Genomic DNA, 20,758 nt, shown 5'->3' with positions numbered 1-20,758 from the left:
AATGTCTGAAAAAGGCCACTGGTTAACCAGCAAACAAACCCAAAAGTTACTAAAGATCAGTGGCTGCGAGCTGATGCATCGCCGTGAGCGCGGGCAGTTAAAATACCAAAAGCGCGGACGCGCCTATTACTATTATTTTGAACATGTCGACCCAGCTAAACTTTCTTGAATATAAAAAGCTTGTTAAAGCAATTAAGTTTGGCAAGCAACTACCAAATGCCGTATACGTGCACCACTCGGCGATATGCTCAGCACTACCTGAGGAGTTGCAAAACCTCCTTGAGCAACAAATTAACAGCCATCAGCTTTCAGCGCCATGGAACGTACTTAAACTGCTCAAACGTGACTTTAAAATCACCTTACTCCACTACCCTGATTTTGATGATTACGCTTACCCAGCGCTACAGCACAGCACTACTATTGATATTCTCGAAAGCACAGCTAAACAGGCTGACTATTCAAAATCCGACAACCCACCCATTTTGCATCGTAAAGAAGCTTTTGTGTTGCCTGACTATCCAAAATTTGCTGAATTTGAATCTATCACCAAAGAAGGTGAAGCTATTGGCCTTTATCAAAACACCAAAACGATAGGCTTTAAAAAGCAGTGGGGCGCATTAATCAAACGGCAAGGGTATCAGCTAGATGAATACGGCCGGCTGCACTCTTGTGAACAATTATCCCAGCAAAAAACCGAGCCGAGCGCAGAGCAAACACAAGTAATTCAACGACACTTGACCGCAATAAACCGTGACAGGCTCTCTGCACCATTTCAAAAACTTGCCAAGTTTGGATACCTTAACGGTGAATATTCAATTCAAGACTACGGCTGCGGCCTAGGGGATGACCATCGCGAGCTAGAAGCAAGCGGCCTTAATATCAATGCCTGGGACCCTGTCCATAAACCAGAAGGGCAAAAAGTAAAAAGCGACATTGTCAATCTAGGCTTTGTACTCAATGTAATTGAAGACTATAACGAACGTGTAGACACGTTACGCCAAGCATACACGTTATGCGACAAACTAATCGTAGTTTCTGTTATGCTCACCAATTCCGCCATTACAGAGCAATTCAAACCTTATAAAGACGGTGTGATCACCAAACGAAATACGTTTCAAAAGTATTACAGCCAAGCACAGATCAGAGAATTTATAGAACACACCCTAAATGTAAAAACGGTACCGTTTGGGCAAGGGATCATTGCTGTATTTAAATGCCCAGAATTACTCGAGTTACACCATATTGAACTACAGTTTCAAGCTCACGAATGGCAGCATATTACAAAGCGTCCAACCACCAAACAATTACCTACGCGTGTAAAGCAAAGCCTATTCGAAAAACACCCAGCATTATTTGAGCAATTTTGGCAGCATTGTTTGCACTTTGGCAGAGTACCCGCCAATAACGAATTTGAACAAAGTGATGAGTTGCGGGCCATCATTGCGAGCCACAATAAAGCGTTTGAATTAGTATGTGACCATTTTGACTTCCAAGATTTTAAAAACGCACAGCTAAAACGCAAACAAGACTTATTGGTATACTTTGCCCTCAGCCTATTTGGTAAACGCCAAGCGAAAAGCCATTTGCCCAACCGCCTGCTAAGAGACATAAAAAGCCACTTTACCAGCTTTAATCAAGCCATTGACGAGGCAAGACAATTATTATTCTCAATTTCAGATCCAGTCAACATAGGTGAAGCTTGCCATCACACCTATTCATCGTTGCAACTAGGCGAGTTTAATCATAGCCACAGCTATATTCTGCCAAGAGCCTGCCTCAATCTGCTACCAGCAGTCTTGCGAGTCTACATTGGTTGTGCCGCCCAGCTATATGGCGATTTAGACGACATTGACTTAATTAAAATTCATATGCGCTCAGGCAAAGTCACTCTACTTAAATACGACGACTACAACAAAAAACTCCCGCTACTCACCGAACGCATAAAAGTGAAACTGGCCGAGCAAGACATTGACTACTTTTACTATGGCAACGAATACCCACAGCAACCGCTGTACAACAAAATCGACTTTCTTGAAAACAGCTCCAAGGCACACCGAGCGCAGCAGCGCTTCGATAAGAAGCTTGCCGATATGCTTAAAGGCGTACCAAGAGCAGAATGGCCCAATTGGAACATTCTGCTAAAGGTGTTTGAGTATTGGGGGGTGGAGTTGAAAGGTAACATATGGAAAAACACTAACATTAAAATCAAGCTATAAATTATTTTTAGCTTGAGCAAATAAATAAACTATCTTCTCTTCTAACGACCTTAATTTTTGCATGGAACACTGTAGTGCCTCTAACCTCTCCTCAACCAACTGAACATCTATCTCTTTAAGAGTTGTCAAATCGCCCTCAGACACATCAAATATATCTTTAGCAATTCTCGTTGAACTTTCAAAATACTCACTCAACTCTTTAGAAAGTCCCCCCTCCTCCAAAACTTTGGCTAGAAAAATAGCTTTTTTTATCCCCCTTATGTTCACAAAAAAATCTTGATACGACGTAGCATATTGTTCAGAAAAAAAGCCAGGTAGTGCTATTTTTTTTATCGCATGATTTGAAAAAAAGGTTTCTGATAAGTTTAAGAATAGATTTACTGAATCGACATACAAAAAATAGCTGTCGAGAGCATCATAGAATATCTGAACATCTTTTTCTGCGAGCTTTTCTTTTACAGTTTTTGATTGATGAAGTAAGAATCCAAAAATCAAGACCATTAATGTGACAATCGCTGGTGATGCTTTTACTAAAGATTCCATAAAACATTTCCTTACTTTACTCTTTCAGCTGAATTTCTATCAGAGCTGAATTTTTCTAAAAGCTTCAATAATTTGTTCAACAGGTAAACTATCTACCAAACCTCCCCAGGACATTCTAATTGCCCCCGAAACCCTTTCGTCGTCTAACCCCATTGCTGTCAATACGTGTGAAGGTGTATAACTTGATGAAGTACAAGCTGAACCATTTGATACAGCTGCGACCCCTTTAAACATAACCATAGCAGCTTCTGAATTAACGCCCGGCACTGAGAAATTTAAAACATACGGAGAGGAGTTCTCGCCATTATACTGCGCACCAATTTTATCCAGTTCAACCATTAACGATCGCTTTAAAGAAGCAGCATGCGTTTGCCACATTTCACCATTTTTTGCGGCTATCTCACACGCCAAACCAAAACCAGCAATTAAAGGAACCGGTAACGTACCAGGACGCAGTCCCCTTTCCTGCCCACCTCCAAAATAGATTGGCTTTAATGGTGGCTTTATAAATCCGCGTTTACGCATGACAAGTGACCCCACACCTTGAGGTGCATAAACTTTATGTCCGCTTGCGCTGATTAAATCAATACGCTGATTTTTTAAATCTTCGCTCAACTTGCCAAAGCTTTGCGCAGCATCTACATGTAGGTAAACTTCATGCAAGCTAAGCACGTCGCATATTTCAGAAATTGGCTGAATACACCCAGTTTCATTATTAACATGCATAATTGACACAAGTACCGTATCTTCTCGCAATAATATTCTAAGTTGCTGAGGATCTACCAGCCCGCTTTCCCCCACGTCTAGATAGCTCACCTCAAAGCCATTTTTTTCTAAATGCTCAATTGGCTCTAACACCGCCTTATGCTCGATCCGCGTGGTAATAATATGTTTTTTATTTTCTTGTTCTGCATATTCTTTTAAACCAAGAATTGCAATGTTATTACTCTCGGTAGCACCACTTGTGAAAATAACTTCAGATTTATCAGCTGCAACTACTTCTGCGACCTGCTTTCTTGCAGTTTCAACGTGTTTTTTAGCTAATGCACCAAATTCATGAGTCCGACTGCCAGCATTACCAAACTCTTCAACCATCAGTTTGTATACTAAATCAGCAACTTCTTTAGAGACTGGCGAAGTTGCGTTCATATCAAGATAGGCAGTCATTATCACTCCAAAAAAACTTATAAATATTCACAGACAATTTAGTCACTATACTGTAGAATTTGCGCAAACTGTTCGTACGAACAAAAACAATAAACTACGAACTAAACAGAAAAAACACAATACAAAAAGTAGCAATGAGCCAAATCGTATCGGGTACTTCCTTTCCTGCAATCAGGGGAACCCAAGCAAAAACAGAATATTACATCGTTATGTGCCCACTAAAAAGGTTAAATAAAATATTTACCTTTGATGAAAGCCAATTACCTGTAGACCAACGCGCACAGCGTATCATTAATGAAGAGCGTATACCTGATATAGCAAACTATATTCTCGATAACCGAGAAAACTACGTTTTTTCAGCGCTTACCGCATGTATTAGTGGTGTAAGTGAGTTTGTGCCAATTGGCGAAAGCAAGCACGAACAAAAAATTGGTACTCTTTTAATTGATGAAGACGCTGAACTATTTATCACAGACGGGCAACACCGTAATGCCGCTATTTTAGAAGCAATAAAGGCTGACCCTTCACTGGCTGATGAATCTATATCCGTAGTGTTTTTTAGCAATAAAACGCTCGAAGAACGCCAACGCATTTTTAAAGACTTAAACCTTTATCCGGTGAAAACAGACTCGTCACTGAGTATCACTTACGATGACAAGCCTGATGCCATACTTTCAAAAACGGTAGTGTTTAGAAGTGAACAGTTTACAAAGCTTGTTCATATGGAAAAAAGTAATCTAGGTGTACGTTCTAAAAAGCTAGTTAGTCACAGCGCAATTAATAAAGCCACCAAGTACCTACTTGGGACCATAAATCAAAAAAATTATGAGTCACTCATGCCTATAGCAACTGAGTTTTGGCATGAAGTGCTAAACAATATGCCTGCATGGCAGCTGGTATGTGAAGACAAAGCATCTGGCGGAGATTTACGTGACGAATCAATTCACGCACACGCCGTTACACTTCATGCTTTAGGAATGCTTGGTGCCTATTTACTAAAACACGATTCGCAATGGCAAAAAACACTCAAAGGCTTAAGTGAGATTAATTGGTCGCGTAGCAATAATGCATGGCGCGGACGCTGCGTAAACAACAATGCAATGACCAATAACCGCAAAGCTGCTGAACTTACCTGTATCAAAATTAAAGAATTTTTAAAAGTAACGCTTACGAACAAAGAGCAAAGTGCTGAACAAGCATTCAAAGGGGCAAATAATGACTGATAGTGTAGTACAGTCACACTCTGCTTTTGCTGGCGGGCTAAAAGAAGCCATTAGGCAAAGTATCGACCATATTAAAATGCTCTACATGAGCGACAGTATTCCTTGGGTATTAGGTTACAGTGGCGGTAAAGACTCAACGGCCATTTTGCAGTTGGTTTGGTATGCCCTGCAAGAGCTAAAAGAAGAAGGCAAAGCAAACAAAAAAGTACATGTAATTAGTACAGATACGTTGGTTGAAAACCCAATTGTTGCTTTATGGGTTGAAAAATCACTCGATAGAATGAAAGCCTCTGCAGATGAACAACAATTACCAATCGTGCCACACCGCTTAACGCCAGAAATTAAAGACCGTTTTTGGGTTAACTTAATTGGCAAAGGCTACCCCGCACCGCGAATGAAGTTTCGTTGGTGTACTGATCGTTTGAAAATATCACCTTCAAATACCTTTATCCAAAACCTTGCGAATAAAAATGGTGAAGCTATTTTAATACTCGGTACTCGTAAAGCAGAGAGTACCGCCCGTGCAGCTGTAATGGAGAAATTTGAGAACTCAACCACCAATACCCGTAAAGCCCTTGGCTTAACTGAGAATGGGTCACTAGAGCGAGTTTGGGTGTATACGCCTATTTCAACATGGAGTAACGATGATGTTTGGGTTTACTTAAACAGCGTTAAAAATCCATGGAATTTCCCTAATCACGATTTAATGGGCATGTACCAAGGCGCGACAGAAGGCGGCGAATGCCCACTAGTAGTAGACAAGTCAACCCAAAGTTGTGGCGATAGCCGATTTGGCTGTTACGTATGTACTATGGTAACTGAAGACAAATCAATGAACGCCATGATCTCAAACGACGAAGAAAAAGAGTGGATGTATCCGCTTGTTTCACTGCGTAACGAACTGGAGATTAACGATAGTAATCGAGAGAAAAAACTCGAAAAGCTGCGCCGAGATCGCAACAACCGAGATTTCCGCCGTATGAATGGCACACTTACCGTGCACGTATCTAAACATGGCGCAGACGTAGTGCACGGTCCTTATATTCAGTCATTCCGTGAGCACATGCTCAAAAAAGTGCTTGAAGCACAAGTAGCTGTGCAGCACATGGGGCCGCCTGAAGTCAAAAACCTAGAGCTACTACCAATTGAAGAGTTAGAAGCGATTCGAAAAATTTGGCTTGAAGATAAACACGAAATTGAAGACAACTTGCCAAAAATATATGAGAAAGTAATTAAAAAGCCATATCCAGGTAAACGCCGCGCGCACCACCCTATTTTAAACAATGACACGTTAAGTAAATTAAAAACTTATTGTGAGCAACATGGCGATAAAGAAGGCTTACTGTATCAGCAAATTCGCGCCACCATGAGCGTTGCAAACAAATACCGGAACCAGCTTCGCAGAGCAAAACTGGGCGATGAACTTAATGATGTGCTCGACAAAGGTGCATTCAACAGCATGTTTGAAGCAAAAGAATTTGCCCTAGAGCGCGAACGTCATCGTTTACATATTAAGCTAACAAACGATCAAAGCCTCACAACAAAAGAAGAAGAAGAAATAAAAGACAAGATCCACATGATCACTAAGTGTATTAAAGAACAAGGTTATAGCTCCCTGCCAGAAATTGAAGTTGTGGAGGTAGAATAATGTTATTGCAGTCTCTTACATTACATAACTTTGGTATTTACAAAGGCACACACACGGTTGATTTATCTGTTTCAAACGACAAACCTGTTATTCTTTTTGGTGGGCTAAATGGTGGCGGTAAAACCACTTTTTTAGATGCATTGCAGCTCGTGCTATACGGCAAACATGCCAAATGCTCTAACAGAGGAAATCTAGCTTATGGTACATACCTAGCCAGTACGCTAAACCGATACGTCGCTAAATCAGAGCAAGCTTCATTAGAGCTAACATTTAGCCACACCACAGGCACAGAAGCACAAACATTTACTGTGCGCCGCGAGTGGAAAGTAGCAAAGCAAGTTGAAAACTCAAAAGATAAAGTCACAGTAAGCTGCAATGGTGAACACGACCAATACATCAGCGAACACTGGGATGAATTTGTAAACGAGTTTATACCTATGTCACTTTCTGACTTATTCTTTTTCGATGGCGAAAAAATAGAGAACCTCGCGCACCCAGAGCGCAGTAATGAACTCATTAAAACAGGCATTGAAAACCTGCTAGGGTTAGATTTGCTCAGCCAATTACACCTAGATTTGAATAACATTGAGCGCAAACGCAAAGCAGAAAATCTAGATACAAGTGTAATTGAAAAGGTTGAAACCTGTGAAACCGATATTGAAGCAAACAACGATATTATTGAAGCGCTAAGCGTTGAAATTGCTAAGCTGAAAAACCAGCAAGGCAAAATCAATGTTGATATTAACAAAGCAAGACAAAAAGTACGTGACTCAGGCGCACACCTCATTGAAGAGCGTGACCAAATTCGCTTTGAACTCGGTGCAATAGCGCAAAAGTTAAAAGACAACCAACAACAACGCGTTAAGCTAGATTCCGGCATCGGGCCGCTTGGCTTAATTAAGCCACTACTTGAGCAAACACAAAAACAAACAGCACTTGAAGAACAAGCAAGCGAAGCCAGCGCACTTAATAAAGCCATTGAAAGCTATGAGGCAACTTTACTTAAATCGCTTGAAGGGCAAACACTGTCAGAAGCAGCGCGCACTGCACTTGAAAACGCTATGGCAAGCATGGCTACTGAACGCAAAGCTCTTGCCAATGTTGAAAGCTATGTGGGTTTACCAAGTAACTTATTTAATGGGCTTGAAGCAAAGCTTGAGCTTGACCAACAAGAGCGCGAAGCGCTTATTAAAGAGCGAGAATTACTACTTGAGAAAAAAGCGCTATTTGAGAAAAAAGAAGAATCAATTCCTGATTACGAAACTGTAAAACACGTATTAAGTGAATTGGCACAGTTTGAAGCTGAATTTAAAAACGCACAAACACTGATTAAAGCCAAATCAGCCGAGCTTGAACAAGCACAAGCAAAGCACGCCGTGCTAAATCAGCGTTACACCAACCTACTTACGCAACAAAGTAAAGACACCTTTGAACAAAAACGTTCGCTACAAGTGGTTGACCATATTGGTAAGTTAAAAGAAACCATGCAAGGTTTTGCAAAAAGCTTAATAAAAGAAAATATCGAACTACTGCAAGATACAATTACTGAAAAGTTTATTGCCCTTACTCGTAAAGAGCAGTTAATAAGTGGTGTGCATATTTGCCCTACCAGCTTTTCTCTTACACTACTTGCACAAACCGGTGAAGAACTCTCACCCAGCAGGCTTTCGGCTGGTGAACGACAACTACTTGCGATTGCAATTTTATGGGGGCTTTCAGAAGCGTCGGGTAAAGAGCTACCAACTGTTATCGACACCCCACTTGGGCGATTAGACGGAAAACACCGTACTCGTTTAATTGAAGGCTACTTCCCGTTTGCAGCAAACCAAGTATTACTGCTCTCTACCGATGAAGAAATCATGGGTGATTACTACAATAAGCTTAAACCTGCAATTAGCCGCGAATACCACATTAGCTACAACGAACAAGCCACTACATCGACTATTTCAGAAGGGTATTTTTAATGTTACATACAATCGACACTATCAAACTTTCTGAAAAACAAAAGCAGCAGCTTATTCGCTTAAAAAGCAAAACAGGCATCGAAAACTGGAATGTACTATGCCGCTGGGCACTGTGCATGTCACTGGCTGAAGACTCTGTACCACCGTTTGAAGAAATACCAAGCGACAGCAATGTTGAAATGACGTGGAAGGTATTTGCTGGCGAATATGCTGATGTGTATTTAGCGGTTTTACGAGAGGCTTTTCAGAAACAAAGTGCACAACTAGAAAGTGTGCACTTTGGTGATTTTGTTAAGTTACATTTGAATAGAGGTATTAGTTATAGCCTTAACTTATAAAAAACTACCGAACATCTTATTTTGTATAGTTGATAATAACCTAAATGTCAGCTATACAAATGGCTAATTTTCAACCCCACATCATTTAATGTCGTTACCTTCCGTATTTTCTTACCAAAGTAACCAAGAATAAGCTACTAAGTAACAAGCCCGAAACCGAAACTATATTAGCCATTACCCGACTAATTCCATTACCAGGTGAAAAATCTCCGTACCCTAAAGTTGTAAACGTTACAACACTAAAGTAAAAAGAGTCCCATAAAACTATGTACCAATATTTATCCCCTTCGAAAAATGACTGTATGTCTGAAGCTGACTTTATTCCGACGAAAGAAAAAATAATTGTTGAGAGTAATACCAACCAAAAAGCGCTTTTAGCAACTTTTGAAGGGTTTTGACAGTTATCGGAGATTATATGAATCCAACTTTTTTCAGATTTGCCAAGTATCCTTCGATTTAACTTATTTTCCTCAATAAAGGTTTCAGACGCATTTGGTTCATCACCTGCTAAGCCATATTGAATTCGCATTGCACGAGTAAATTTTAACTTTAGTGGTAGTAAATCATCTTTTTTGCTTGTCTTTTCCAATACTAACAAAGCAGATTTTAAAGATTGAGCAGAGTCAGCATGCTCATATTTCGCTCGATAGTATTTTGCTAAGTCTTCATAATATTTATAAGAATCCTTATAAAAAACTTCACTTGGATATTTTTCGCAAAAGTCACACAGCTTACGAAGGAATTCAATATAATTAACATCTTTCTCAATACTGTATTGATAAGATAAATATATTTTTTCAAGCAGCTCAAATTGCTCTATGACGGTAGCGCTTTTTTCGTACATTTCAGAAAATAAGCTAAGCAATGCTTCTCTATGGCGATTATCAATTTCAGTTAAACTTCTATCTATAAGATCAAGCTGTTTATTATTTAGTTGCGCTTTTATATCTTTAGGTTCTACCTCATCAGTTGCTTGGGTAACTAAAACAAATTTACCATCTTTTATCATTAGCCATTGCTTTTCTTCAGTATGCAATTTCCTTCGTAAATTCGGTAAAACAGCTCTAGCTATCCTCTCTAACTCTTCTTTAGCGTAATCACTATCCGTGTCATCAATCTCATCTGGTGGGAACTCTTCATAAAACTCTACTAATGTTTCTAGTTCATTAAGTTTTTTATCATCAGTGTCCTCAAGTCCTTCTTTCAAGAAAGTCACGAAACACTGGTAATCAATTTCATGCTCCATGTTAACCTCCTAATTCCTCATTAAGAGAACTAAGAAGATCATTTAAGCTTTCCATTTCAAGAGTGTTAAACGAATTTTTATCAAGAAAAGCAATAAAGGACTTAATTCTTTTTAATTTACCACTTTCCTTTAAATCATCTGGATCAGGTAAATTATGTATTGATGTGCCTGCTTCTAAATCATCTACATATTTAGTATCTATAAGTGTGACGAACTTTCTTGCGTCGCCGGGATTTTTGACTTCTAAAATCCCTTCGTCATTCACTGTTATCGCACTATACACAATATCAAGTTTGGTTTTATTCTCAAATTGATAAGTCGTATCATTCCAACTGTAGTGGTCAACTAATTTTGGCCACAGTTTTAGAATCTTGGTATCTAACCTCAGATTCATTTGGCGCTAAACCAGCATTATAATGATGAGGCCTAACGTTGTTATAATATCCGTTGATATAATCACTCACACCATATTTAGCATCTTTAAAGTTTTCGTATCCAACCTTTGGCATCCACTCCGTTTTAAAGCTTCTAAAAAATCGCTCCATTGGCGCATTATCCCAACAATTTCCGCGCCTGCTCATACTTTGTGTAATTTTATAGCGCCATAAACGTTGGCGGTACTTCAAGCTTGTATAATGGCTTCCTTGGTCTGAGTGAAACATCAATCCACTTGGTTTACCTCTGCTTTCATACGCGAGTTCAAGCGCTTTTAGCGTTAAGCTAGTATCTGGCGACAACGACATTGCCCAACCAACGACTTTACGTGCAAATAAATCAACAACGACCGCTAAATAGGCCCAGCGATTGCCTGTCCAAATATACGTCACATCACCGCACCACACCGTATTCGGCTCAACAACATCAAACTGCCTGTCTAGCAAATTTGGGATTTCAAGATGCTCATTACCACCCCTTTTATATTGATGTTGTGGTACTTGGCAGCTCTCTAGTTTTAGTTTAACCATTAGCTTAGCGGCGCGATAACGGCTTAATTCAAAATCGTTATTCGTTGCGATTGCTGCGATTGTCCGTGCCCCAGCTGAACCGCCGCTCATTGCATGTATGGCTTTAACTTCAGCTTCTAGCCTTATTTGCTCTGGTGTAGGCGTTGTATCCCGTATGGCCCAATATTTATAGCTGCTGCGATGCACATTGAATACGCTACACAACACGCTAATTGGGTAACGCTCTCGTTGATTTAATTTCTCAATTAACGAGAATTGTTCAGGGAGTCGGACATCAAGAGAGCGGTAGCCTTTTTTAATATATCCTTTTCTAATTCAATACGTTGGATTTGCTTTTTAAGTTCGCGGATTTCAATTTGTTCGGGTGTCATTGGTGAAGCTAATGGGGACTGGCCATTCCGTTCTTGATGCCACTACAAACCTAACCATTCGCGACCTTTTTTTGAAGGTGATAAAAACTCTAACAATAATCCGTAATGTCGAGGTTCAACTTTATCTTTAAAAGTAGATTCTTTCATTTGTTCAAATGCCTTAAAACCTCGATATCTTCGACCAGCTTCCCTATTAGTAATACCTAAGATAGAACCTATTTCAGTAAATTTCTTACCTTCCATATGTAAATCATGGATCAGTTTAGCGCTTTGAAAACCATCCCATTTCTTTGCACCTGATACATGCCTTATTCCCATTAAGGTAGCTGAATAAACCTTTATATCTTGCTTAGTTCCTTCGATTAATATTACGTTGATGTTTTTTAATTTCTCTGCAAGCTCTGGGCTCGCTTCATTTTTCAAACTTTTAAGAGCCGCAGTTCTCCTGTTACCTTCAACTACAAGAAATTTCTTATCAGCATTAGTTAATTCTAATTCTTGGTTCTCTACTGTATCTAGAACCCTTACTACTATACGTTCCATTTCAAGAAAGCCGTGACTTCGGATTGAGTCCTTTAACTCACCCAATCGCTGTGTTTCAAGCCTTTTGAAAGTTTGTGGTTGAAACTCTTCAGCTTTTTCATCAAGTATTAATTTGGTATTTTTTTCCCCGAACAATCTATAGTTATTAGGATCAAGAACTAATTGTTCTAATCTAACGCTGATATCCCTAGTCTGTATCATTTAAAATAACCTTGCTTAAATGGAAATAACTCTAGCACACTGAATCCTTACTAACTTACCTTCTGATTTAAGATAAGCATCGCCTTTACCGTTTAGTACTTCTGCGCCTTGTTCATCTAAGATAACGCGACTTTCAGTACCATTTTTAACTCGCAGCGCAAGCTGGGCTGGTAAATTTGAACGTAAGTTTGTGCTAATGACATCGCCACTTGGTTTTTGTGTGGCGATAATTAAATGAATACCCGCAGCACGGGCTTTTTGAGCTAAGCGTTTAAGCTCAGCTTCAATATCTTTTTTCATATCTTTGTCAGACGTGAGATCAGCGTACTCATCTAGTACTAACACCCACCAAGGAATCCGAGATTCTTTGTCAACTTTTGCATTGTACTCCGGCAATGAACGCACACCTTGTTCTTTAAACTGCTTGTAGCGGGTTTGCATTTCTTCTACGGCTTGCGTTAAAAGAGTAAGCGCATCTTCGTCATCCCAACCTATTTGACCAAGTAAGTGTGGGTATTTTTCAAAGTCATTAAGCTCTGTACCTTTGGGGTCAATCAACATTAACTTAAGCTCAGCATCTGAGTAATGCTCACACATGCCATAGAGAATGGTATTAAGCGCTTCAGATTTGCCGCTACCTGTAGTACCACCTATTAAAAGGTGTGGGCAGTTTGAAGAAGAAAAGTTAATTTTTACAACATTGCCAAATCTATCTTCACCCAGTGGTACTTCAAGGGCATTCTCTGGGCGCTGCCAAGCCGGCCAAATATCATTTTGATCAACATAGTAGCGTTGGCTATCGTTTTTAGGCACATCAAAAGTCACGCAACCTTTATCAATAGCAAAACCGACTTCTTGTTCTTGCTCTAGCTTTAAATCTAATTTTAACGCTTGCGCCTTTTCAAAAAGCTTACGTGGGTCGGTGCCGGGGTTTAACTCCACTCTAAACAAGATAGACGCAGGCCCTTCAACATAAGGAGCCTCACTGATAGGCCTTGATACGGGAATATTGTAACTGTAGTAGCAGTCAATAACCCTTTGATAAAATGCTTCTAGTTCTTCTTCGCTCATTGTTTTGCGTTTAACAAGTGATTTGTTTGGCTCTGCAACTTGGCTCAGAGTCGGCTGTTCGCCTTTCATCTCATTCAGTGAACCAATATCTGCAAGTTCGATAATACGACTACCTGTCGTCGTTTTCAGCTTACTGTCTTCTTTATCGCTTTCCTCACTTGTAACTTTATCATCAAGTACTACAAGTTGAGTTGTTGCCTCAGCTTCTAAAATATATCGCGCATTAATATGGTGTAATTTGGCTGGTGTAAGCTCTTTAAACAGTGTTTGCATTGGGGTTTTTACCCAATGGCTTAGGCACGCTGCTGGTAGCTCGACTTTGAGTATATTTTGAATTGGTGTAAATGCAGCATGAGTAAAGTCAGTGTCTTCAACATTTACAAACAATAACCCAGCTGGATAATCAGTTAACTCAGCAAGTTGATAATCACCTTGTAGCCAATACTCGCTGTTGTCTTCAATTACATTAAAGTAATCATTTCTATACACGTTATAAAGTTTGTATTTATCAATTTGCATCAACACTTGGCGCATAAACAAACCACGGTATAAGTGTCCTGCTAATGTTTGTTGACCAAGTAAAGATTCAAAGTAGCTTTTTAACTCTTGTGCTTGTTTAACACCTTTACTGTGGGTTTGGCGTTTACCGGTTTTAACCTCTACAGGCAGTAAAATAATTTGTTGGTCTTTAAAGCCAACAAACAAGATGTCGTCAGAGATCACGCCTTTTTTAAAGCCCTGCGCCAAACGTGACAAGTCACTATCAGCCATATTTAAACCAAGGTTGCCTGCCACACGAATTACTTCTGCAATTGAAAGCGGCACCCAAGTAATATCACTTTTAGCGAGTAAACAATTTACATATTTGTAGGCACAAATAATGCCGCGTTTTTCTTTACGCTCGTTGTCATTGGCAGTAACGAGGTTAAGTAACCATTCGCCGTTAAAGGCATTGAACTCTTCAATAATACCGCCGTTATCACTTTCAAGTACCTTGTTATACAAACCTGTTTGCTTAGTTACGGTAATCGCGTCGTAATTTACTGAGTTTGTGTAGTTATCTGAGTAATGAATAAGCACCATATTCTTTTGGCTTTCAAAAAACTCTAAAGTGACTTTAGGGTCAATAATTGTTGTCCAAATAGAGTTTTCGTAAGAGCGCTCAAGTAGCGTTTTAAACTCTTCTGTCACCACAAGCGCTTGTGAGCGTGATGGGTTGTATTCTTCGTGTTGGCTGCGCGCAGGTTTGACTAAGCCACTGTACTTGGCAATAAGTTCAAGCTGCGGTGCTTCGCTAGTATCAATACCTTTTAAACCAAAAGCAGTGTAATAATACCCGTTCACATTCGAAGCTGCTTCGCCTGGCATCAAACCATGACACGCAACACCCGTTTTTTGCTTTAACACATCAACATCGGTTGCTTTTACACGCTCATTATTTTTGAAAAAGCTAATATGGGCATATGCTTGCGCTTTTTCACCTTTGTCGTGCGTAAACTTGCTATAGGTTAAACGTGTACGTAGCAAATCAATAATGCTATCGGCTTGAGTGTTAGCTGGACCTTTATTAAGTTCACACAGGTCTTTTAGTTCATCATAACTTGCTGTGTCTGCAAACTTATCAAACCAACAGTAGCTTTCGGTTTCGTCGTACAAATTCACATGTATGTTTGTGACCTTGTCCTTTTTCAGTTTAATGTAGTCAATTAACCCTAAAAAGACTTCTTTATTTTGTTGATTGTTAACTGAGTTAATAATCAAGGTAGTTTTATTACCTGCAACAAACAGATGTTTAAAGGCAGCTGTGAACTTGTTTACCTTGTCTTTTACTAAACTGCGAACAAAGTCATAACTGCTTTCTTGCTGCGGAATAAGCTTTGACCAAAAAACATTTTCTTTCTCTGAATGGTTGTATGAGAAATCATGTTTCGCATCGTACACAAACGGCATTAAACCTTGCGCAGTTAAACGGTTAATTGTGACTGGCGGTAGCTTTTTAAAGCTGCCGCTGGTTTGCTTATCTTCCGCTAACACTCGTGCTAGATTGGCATTGTAAGCTAGAACAAGCGGGTGTAAGGGTGTTATATATTCCTGCTCTGCAAATTCAGCAAAACCAATATTCACCAACGTTTTTTGTGACTCGTTTAATGGCGCATTAAAAGGGATTTGATTAATCTCATGCTGGTAAACCGCTACAACTTTGCTAATGATTTGACGTAACTCATTACCCCAACCGGCAAGGCTGATAAGTGTTTTAGTTTTTTGTAAGTAATCGAATAAATCGCGATACGCTAAAAATAGCTCGTTATATACACCTTCGATATCATGCAGTAGCGTTTGCTCATTACCCTTTTGACATAAAATAGCGCTATCAACCAGCTCGGCTTCATATTGCAATATGGTTAGTCGCTTAGCTTTTGGCGCAATTTCTTTACCATCAATTTGGACTTTATTTTTGCTGCGGTTAAATTGCCCGTAGTAATTGTCTTCAAATAAGTGATTAAAACGCCCTTGGTCCAGCAATAACGGTAACGCTAAGGAGTCAGTTGAAACTTCACCTTCAACATTAAAAGTAAGTTTTGCTTCTTTACCCTCTACCGTAAAGCATACTTCGTCTGACTCACTGGCAAGCTTTTTAAAATCAATCGTGGCAAACTCTTGGTTGCTAAAACACTCTTCGTTTTTTTGTACGGTAACTACATTACCCTCTTCAGCTATTTGTAGGGAGTTATCGTCAGTTTGTAATGTGATGTATTGCTTTTTTTTATCTGCCTCAATCAAAAAGTTGTGTTTGAATCCTTCTTCAAAAAAGTCACCTTTGCGCAGTACTAAAATTTTAAACTTGTGGGTTTCTTTGGGTTTATCTGTTTTAACTTGTACTGCGATATATCTTGCTTGCCCGTTAAAGCTGCCAGTTACTGTCGCACGGCTACGTACGCCGCCTAAGTTTTTAATTGTGACCACGGCTTTTTGCTCGTAGTTATCATGCTGTACCGAACAATAACTATCTTTTAGTTTTTGTTTGATAAAGCTTAAATCTAACTCAAATGCATTTTGTTCTGCTTCTAAAAATAACAAAATGTGGTTTTCTCTAAGCCCTGCACTGCTTTCAGTTTTTGTTTTTGCAATGTACTCAACATGCGGAGCTTTAATATTCTCAAGCTCTAAAAGCTCGGTGCGGTTTTTTCTTTGTTCATCAAAACATTCTTCTAGATCTAGGTCTGTTTTATATCGTTCAACATCGTCTTTTGGGAAGTGTTCTCTTACAAACTTTTCGCTAAAATCAAGTGCAGCTAATTTGTCCTCAAGCTCATTAGGATAATGGTGCGTAATGAAATCAAGCTGCTCACTTAACTTCCTGTTATCTTCCAAACGCTCCCTAATTGCTTCTTTATTATCCCAAGTGCCCTTATTAAGCTGTTCATCTGGCAATCTGCCGGTTTCTTCGACACGTAAATCACCATCGGCAATTGCATAATACAGCTTTTCAAAGCCAAACATGGTCGCACCGTCTTCAAGTATTTCTTCAAAGCTAACTTCAAGTAAGCATTCAGAAATTTGTGCAAGATCGCATTTTTGGTCAATTAAACCATGTAAAAGCAGCTTTATTTGTTGTGGATGCCAAACAGCACCTAGTTGCGCAACGTCTTCAGTTGAGTTTTTAAGCGTATCAAGCAATGAATTATGTATAACAAGTAAAGCTGTGCCTTTGGTTTCTCCTTCAAGCGCTGATACTTCATCTCGTAAATGTGCAATGTAGTTTTCGGTAAAGTTTTCACCTTCATAAACCGGAATTAGCTCAACATCACCATACTTTATCGTAGGTAAATCGATACCTTTTACATTAATGTGAGATTGTGATTCTTTGATAAACGCTTGATAAAGTTTATAACCTTTCTCTGCATCTGGGCATGTGAACTGGTATCTGAAACCGACTTTTATTTCAGTATTTGCCCACTGGTTAAAATGAGCGACTAAAAATTCCTCAAACTGTTTTTCTAACATATACTGCATCCCCGCTATCGCTCATTCTTTCAACATTGCCCATGCGCTCATAAAAATCGATTAGGGTTTGTTGGCTTTGTTTATCAAAAAATACGCCTCTGGCTTCGAACTCTTTTATAAGCTCGTGAAAACGAAGTTTCTCTAGTGTACCTATTGCTAGGTTTGTAAGTAGCACGACTAAATCTTGATTAAAGGTAAGTACTTGCCCCGCTTTACCTCTTTTTTGAATAAAAGGGTTTAGTATATGGTTAATCATGCCCTTTACAGGTGTTTCGTTATATTGCGCTAGTCGCCCTGTTTTTCTATCAAACTGAGCATAAGTTACTTTTAATAGCCCGCTAATTGCGTCTTCAATACTCTCTTGATTTTGCCAAGTTTGCTCGTTGTTAAAACGCTTAGCTGCAACACGTTGTTCAACAAACTCTCTCCCGAATTGGTTAAGCTTTGCCAAAGTACTTTGTTGTTCGTCGTTGCTTTGCTCTTGTAATTCAGTATAAAGCTGCCACAGCGGGCGAATATTGTCATCCGGTTGGAGCGCTTCATTCATAAACAAATACGGGAATAAAAAGTGTATATATTCATGAAGTTGTTTATAACCAAAGGTTTTTACTTTTGTACGCTCTTCACTTGCTCTTTCATTATCTACGATAAAAAAGCAAGGCTTACTTTTAGGCTCCCCGTTTGACCAATCTTTTATATTCAATGCCGTTTGTGCAATATACAAAAATCCGTATAACCTGATCATCGCATTGAAGTTATTAAGCAAGTAGTGTGGGTGCTCGTTTAAAAAGGCTAAGTCTTTTTGAAAATAAGCAGTGAGAAAAGGTAAATAGGTAGGAAGCTTTTTATACTTTGCATCAGCTTTTTTACCTGTTACATAAAAATTGTCAAACTCGTCTTTTATTTCTTTCTCTAAAAAGTTTAACTCGCTTTCAGGTGACTTGACTAAGCTAAAACCATTTAACAACCCAGCAAACATCGCTCCCATTTTCTTATCATTTTCACTAATTTCCTCTTTTACTGATTTAAAAATCAGTAGTTCGGGCGACACTTTAAAAAGCTGGTCGTTCTCAAAGTACATTTTTTCAAGCACCGTCCAAAGCTCAGCTTCATCTACTTTTTCTGTAAGGCGTTTTTTGCATAACTCTTTAAAGCTGTCTGTACTTTCAGTTACAAGCGCTTTGTCATAGAGCAAATGTACAAAAAAACCAAGTATGGTATCCCAACAAAACTTGTAGTGTTTATCCTTTGTTCTTAGTGGTAAGAATGAACCAAATCCATTTTTATCTGGTGGTGTTAGTGTTTCTTTTAACATATTAAATACCACTCACTTCAAATTCATCTTCATCAACTTTTTTGATACCAATACTGGTACTGCCCTTCACTATTTTGAGTGTATTAACCTTATTTGCGACTTTAGAAATGTCTTCGATTAGTTCGTCTAACAAAACGACTGTATTTTTATCGTGTTTATTTGGTCGGTAACCGTCTTCTATACGCTTTATAAGTTTAAGTAAATTTAAACTAACAGGAATTTTTAGCGGTTCACCTTCTACATTTAGACATGCTGTAAAACTGGCCGAGCTTTTGGGTAAGTGGTTGATTATATTTTTATTATCAGCTTTGACTTCAAGCTCTGCAACTAACTGGTAACCGTTAAGTTCTTTAATCAAATATTGGCTTTTATCTAATTGCGGCGCATTACGGTTGTTGTACTTTCTAATTGCCGAGCGAAGTAACTCACTATAAAAAGGCTTTAAGAGTTTTCGCTGCTCAGCACTATTATCGAAGTCTCTATGTAGTTGGTAAATCTGAACATATTGCTCAATAAGACTTTCACTAAAATCTTGTGCAAATTTCGCGTGATAATTGTTGCTAAATTCAGCTCCCTTAAGCACATAGAAAAGCCTTAAATATGAAAGCGCACTTGATAACGGTTCTATACCAATTTGTGTAAGCTCTGAACGATATTCATTAAACATTTGATCTGTAAGACCTAAGTCTTTCTCTATCACAAATGAATCAATACTTTTAGTTCGAATATGTGCAGGATCGAAATCAACAAGTTTATTTGCTAGCTCGTTATCGCCACCAGCAAATAAGTTATCAAATAAGTAGTTAGGTCCAGCAATTAACGAGAAGGTAAAGTCTAGCAGTGCTCGTGCAGTTAAAAATTGGTCGCGCATTAAACAAGCCTTAAAAAGAAGTTCGATAATGTTTTTTTGAACTGCCGGAATGCTTATTAATTCGAAATTAGCTTGAATACGGCGACTTTCTTTATCTTTGTATTCTGCAATATCTTTATCCACAAGCTGGCGGATTAAGTTATTATCTCTCGCCGTCAAACGCGCTAAAAATTTTTGCGCAAATTCTGCCGTGTAACCAGCTTGGTCAATATAAAATTTTGGATAATCCTCAAAGCTAATAAAAGTTATATTGCCAGAAGTTTTAACACCTTCATAAAGGTAAGCTTTAATTGCCTGTTTGAAAGCTTCATTTTCGCCCTCTTCGGCATAGTTACCAAGCATACCGGTGTTAATTCCCACCACAAGTGGGTAGGTACCTTCATCAAAGTCAGAAAATACTTTATCTAGTGTTTGAATCGCATTTTTATTTGGCTCAAAGCTATGTGTAGCGTCTAAATGGAACTTTATACGGGCATCAAACTGCTTTTTATATTTAGTAAGTAATTCAGATTTCCCATCACCACTACTACCACATAAAAAGAAAATTTCTTTAGAACCAGAAGCCATACTTGAAAGTTGCTTTTTAACATCAACTTCAATTGGCATTTCAATATATAGCTCTTCCTTTATTCGACGTTGAAGATTCGTTTTGTCTTCACTTCTTTCTGTAGACACAGCATAGGGAGATGCCATAGACATGACACTGAGGGCTTCTTTTAAGCGCATAAAGATCCTGTTCGTGAGCGGTTACTTCATCCTTAACCGCTGTATATATTCATTTGAAATTAGATGTAAACGAATGCTGAGAGTATTAAACCCGAAAATCCGTAAGTTTTGTAGTGATTTGCGTCAAATTTCTAAGCCTTTGCCACCAAAGTGTTAGATATTTTTTGCCAGACCGTTAAAACTAGGGTTAACTCAAACTGTTAAAAGTAACAAATATAGATGGGCTAGCCCATTACAACGTATTACAGCTATTTTTATCACTTTACTGGCTTAGTCGGTGTTTTCCCTTTTGGTAGCTCGGTGTTGAGGTACTGCGCTATCTTAACTCGTATGATGGTTTGCTTG

13 protein-coding genes and 1 pseudogene are annotated in these 20,758 nt (G+C 38.9%); 5 read left to right on the top strand and 9 right to left on the bottom strand.

The annotated features are described in order from the left end of the window. The first annotated feature begins 143 nt into the window (after positions 1 to 143). Positions 144 to 2,216 carry a DNA phosphorothioation-associated putative methyltransferase gene (locus PPIS_RS22405; protein WP_010375349.1) on the top strand — a complete coding sequence of 691 codons (2,073 nt, stop codon included), beginning with the start codon at positions 144 to 146 and terminating at the stop codon, positions 2,214 to 2,216. Here PPIS_RS22405 and PPIS_RS22400 read toward each other — a convergent pair. Beyond that, positions 2,211 to 2,759: a hypothetical protein gene (locus tag PPIS_RS22400; RefSeq protein ID WP_010375352.1), complete on the bottom strand. Its 549-nt coding sequence runs from the start codon at positions 2,757 to 2,759 to the stop codon at positions 2,211 to 2,213. The two genes, PPIS_RS22405 and PPIS_RS22400, sit on opposite strands and share 6 nt — an antisense overlap. Positions 2,760 to 2,798: 39 nt before the next feature. Further along, the gene (dndA, locus tag PPIS_RS22395) at positions 2,799 to 3,908 is read right to left on the bottom strand and encodes a cysteine desulfurase DndA (protein WP_249031272.1); all 1,110 of its coding nucleotides are present in this window, start codon (positions 3,906 to 3,908) and stop codon (positions 2,799 to 2,801) included. Between the two features lie 152 nt (positions 3,909 to 4,060). On the opposite strand from dndA, the gene dndB reads away from it, so the two are divergent. Genes dndB through dndE form a run of 4 tightly spaced genes read left to right on the top strand, consistent with a single transcriptional unit; the run spans position 4,061 to position 9,099 of the window. Further along, positions 4,061 to 5,149: a DNA sulfur modification protein DndB gene (dndB, locus tag PPIS_RS22390; protein ID WP_010375355.1), complete on the top strand. Its 1,089-nt coding sequence runs from the start codon at positions 4,061 to 4,063 to the stop codon at positions 5,147 to 5,149. After that, complete coding sequence (gene dndC, locus PPIS_RS22385) at positions 5,142 to 6,797, top strand: DNA phosphorothioation system sulfurtransferase DndC (RefSeq protein ID WP_010375357.1); 1,656 nt, start codon at positions 5,142 to 5,144, stop codon at positions 6,795 to 6,797. The genes dndB and dndC overlap by 8 nt, the downstream gene beginning before the upstream one ends. Continuing rightward, on the top strand, positions 6,797 to 8,761 hold the full coding sequence (gene dndD / locus PPIS_RS22380) for a DNA sulfur modification protein DndD (protein ID WP_010375359.1): 1,965 nt from the start codon (positions 6,797 to 6,799) through the stop codon (positions 8,759 to 8,761). The genes dndC and dndD overlap by 1 nt, the downstream gene beginning before the upstream one ends. Continuing rightward, positions 8,761 to 9,099, top strand: coding sequence for a DNA sulfur modification protein DndE (gene dndE, locus PPIS_RS22375; protein ID WP_010375361.1), 339 nt, complete (start codon positions 8,761 to 8,763; stop codon positions 9,097 to 9,099). The genes dndD and dndE overlap by 1 nt, the downstream gene beginning before the upstream one ends. Before the next feature lie 94 nt (positions 9,100 to 9,193). Here the strand turns inward: dndE and PPIS_RS22370 are convergent, their stop codons facing one another. The 7 genes and pseudogenes from PPIS_RS22370 to dptF all read right to left on the bottom strand — a co-directional run bounded on the left by PPIS_RS22370 (position 9,194) and on the right by dptF (position 20,413). After that, positions 9,194 to 10,345 (bottom strand): potassium channel family protein, encoded by a 1,152-nt coding sequence (locus tag PPIS_RS22370; protein ID WP_010375364.1) that lies wholly within the window; start codon positions 10,343 to 10,345, stop codon positions 9,194 to 9,196. A gap of 1 nt (position 10,346) precedes the next feature. Next, positions 10,347 to 10,739 carry a hypothetical protein gene (locus tag PPIS_RS22365; protein ID WP_019647449.1) on the bottom strand — a complete coding sequence of 131 codons (393 nt, stop codon included), beginning with the start codon at positions 10,737 to 10,739 and terminating at the stop codon, positions 10,347 to 10,349. Beyond that, positions 10,687 to 11,714 (bottom strand): annotated as a pseudogene (locus tag PPIS_RS22360) (IS3 family transposase); the annotation flags it as partial. The gene PPIS_RS22365 and the pseudogene PPIS_RS22360, both read right to left, overlap by 53 nt. A 9-nt stretch (positions 11,715 to 11,723) precedes the next feature. Further along, the gene (locus tag PPIS_RS22355; protein ID WP_010377948.1) at positions 11,724 to 12,425 is read right to left on the bottom strand and encodes a ParB N-terminal domain-containing protein; all 702 of its coding nucleotides are present in this window, start codon (positions 12,423 to 12,425) and stop codon (positions 11,724 to 11,726) included. Between the two features lie 15 nt (positions 12,426 to 12,440). After that, positions 12,441 to 17,501 carry a DNA phosphorothioation-dependent restriction protein DptH gene (dptH, locus tag PPIS_RS22350; RefSeq protein WP_010377946.1) on the bottom strand — a complete coding sequence of 1,687 codons (5,061 nt, stop codon included), beginning with the start codon at positions 17,499 to 17,501 and terminating at the stop codon, positions 12,441 to 12,443. Then, positions 17,482 to 18,816, bottom strand: coding sequence for a DNA phosphorothioation-dependent restriction protein DptG (dptG, locus tag PPIS_RS22345; protein WP_010377943.1), 1,335 nt, complete (start codon positions 18,814 to 18,816; stop codon positions 17,482 to 17,484). The genes dptH and dptG overlap by 20 nt, the downstream gene beginning before the upstream one ends. Position 18,817: 1 nt before the next feature. Further along, positions 18,818 to 20,413, bottom strand: coding sequence for a DNA phosphorothioation-dependent restriction protein DptF (gene dptF / locus PPIS_RS22340; protein WP_010377941.1), 1,596 nt, complete (start codon positions 20,411 to 20,413; stop codon positions 18,818 to 18,820). Positions 20,414 to 20,758: the final 345 nt, after the last annotated feature.

The sequence above is a fragment of the Pseudoalteromonas piscicida genome, assembly GCF_000238315.3.
Lineage (GTDB): Bacteria > Pseudomonadota > Gammaproteobacteria > Enterobacterales > Alteromonadaceae > Pseudoalteromonas > Pseudoalteromonas piscicida.
Note: the sequence above shows the minus strand (reverse complement) of the source record. Positions and strands in the feature narration are given on the sequence as shown.

Bases quoted from the DNA above. Each gene is read 5' to 3' on its own strand.
- PPIS_RS22405 (WP_010375349.1), top strand. From the start codon at position 144: ATGTCGACCCAGCTAAACTTTCTTGAATATAAAAAGCTTGTTAAAGCA.
- PPIS_RS22400 (WP_010375352.1), bottom strand. From the start codon at position 2,759: ATGGAATCTTTAGTAAAAGCATCACCAGCGATTGTCACATTAATGGTC.
- dndA (WP_249031272.1), bottom strand. From the start codon at position 3,908: ATGAACGCAACTTCGCCAGTCTCTAAAGAAGTTGCTGATTTAGTATAC.
- dndB (WP_010375355.1), top strand. From the start codon at position 4,061: ATGAGCCAAATCGTATCGGGTACTTCCTTTCCTGCAATCAGGGGAACC.
- dndC (WP_010375357.1), top strand. From the start codon at position 5,142: ATGACTGATAGTGTAGTACAGTCACACTCTGCTTTTGCTGGCGGGCTA.
- dndD (WP_010375359.1), top strand. From the start codon at position 6,797: ATGTTATTGCAGTCTCTTACATTACATAACTTTGGTATTTACAAAGGC.
- dndE (WP_010375361.1), top strand. From the start codon at position 8,761: ATGTTACATACAATCGACACTATCAAACTTTCTGAAAAACAAAAGCAG.
- PPIS_RS22370 (WP_010375364.1), bottom strand. From the start codon at position 10,345: ATGGAGCATGAAATTGATTACCAGTGTTTCGTGACTTTCTTGAAAGAA.
- PPIS_RS22365 (WP_019647449.1), bottom strand. From the start codon at position 10,739: ATGAATCTGAGGTTAGATACCAAGATTCTAAAACTGTGGCCAAAATTA.
- PPIS_RS22355 (WP_010377948.1), bottom strand. From the start codon at position 12,425: ATGATACAGACTAGGGATATCAGCGTTAGATTAGAACAATTAGTTCTT.
- dptH (WP_010377946.1), bottom strand. From the start codon at position 17,501: ATGTTAGAAAAACAGTTTGAGGAATTTTTAGTCGCTCATTTTAACCAG.
- dptG (WP_010377943.1), bottom strand. From the start codon at position 18,816: ATGTTAAAAGAAACACTAACACCACCAGATAAAAATGGATTTGGTTCA.
- dptF (WP_010377941.1), bottom strand. From the start codon at position 20,413: ATGCGCTTAAAAGAAGCCCTCAGTGTCATGTCTATGGCATCTCCCTAT.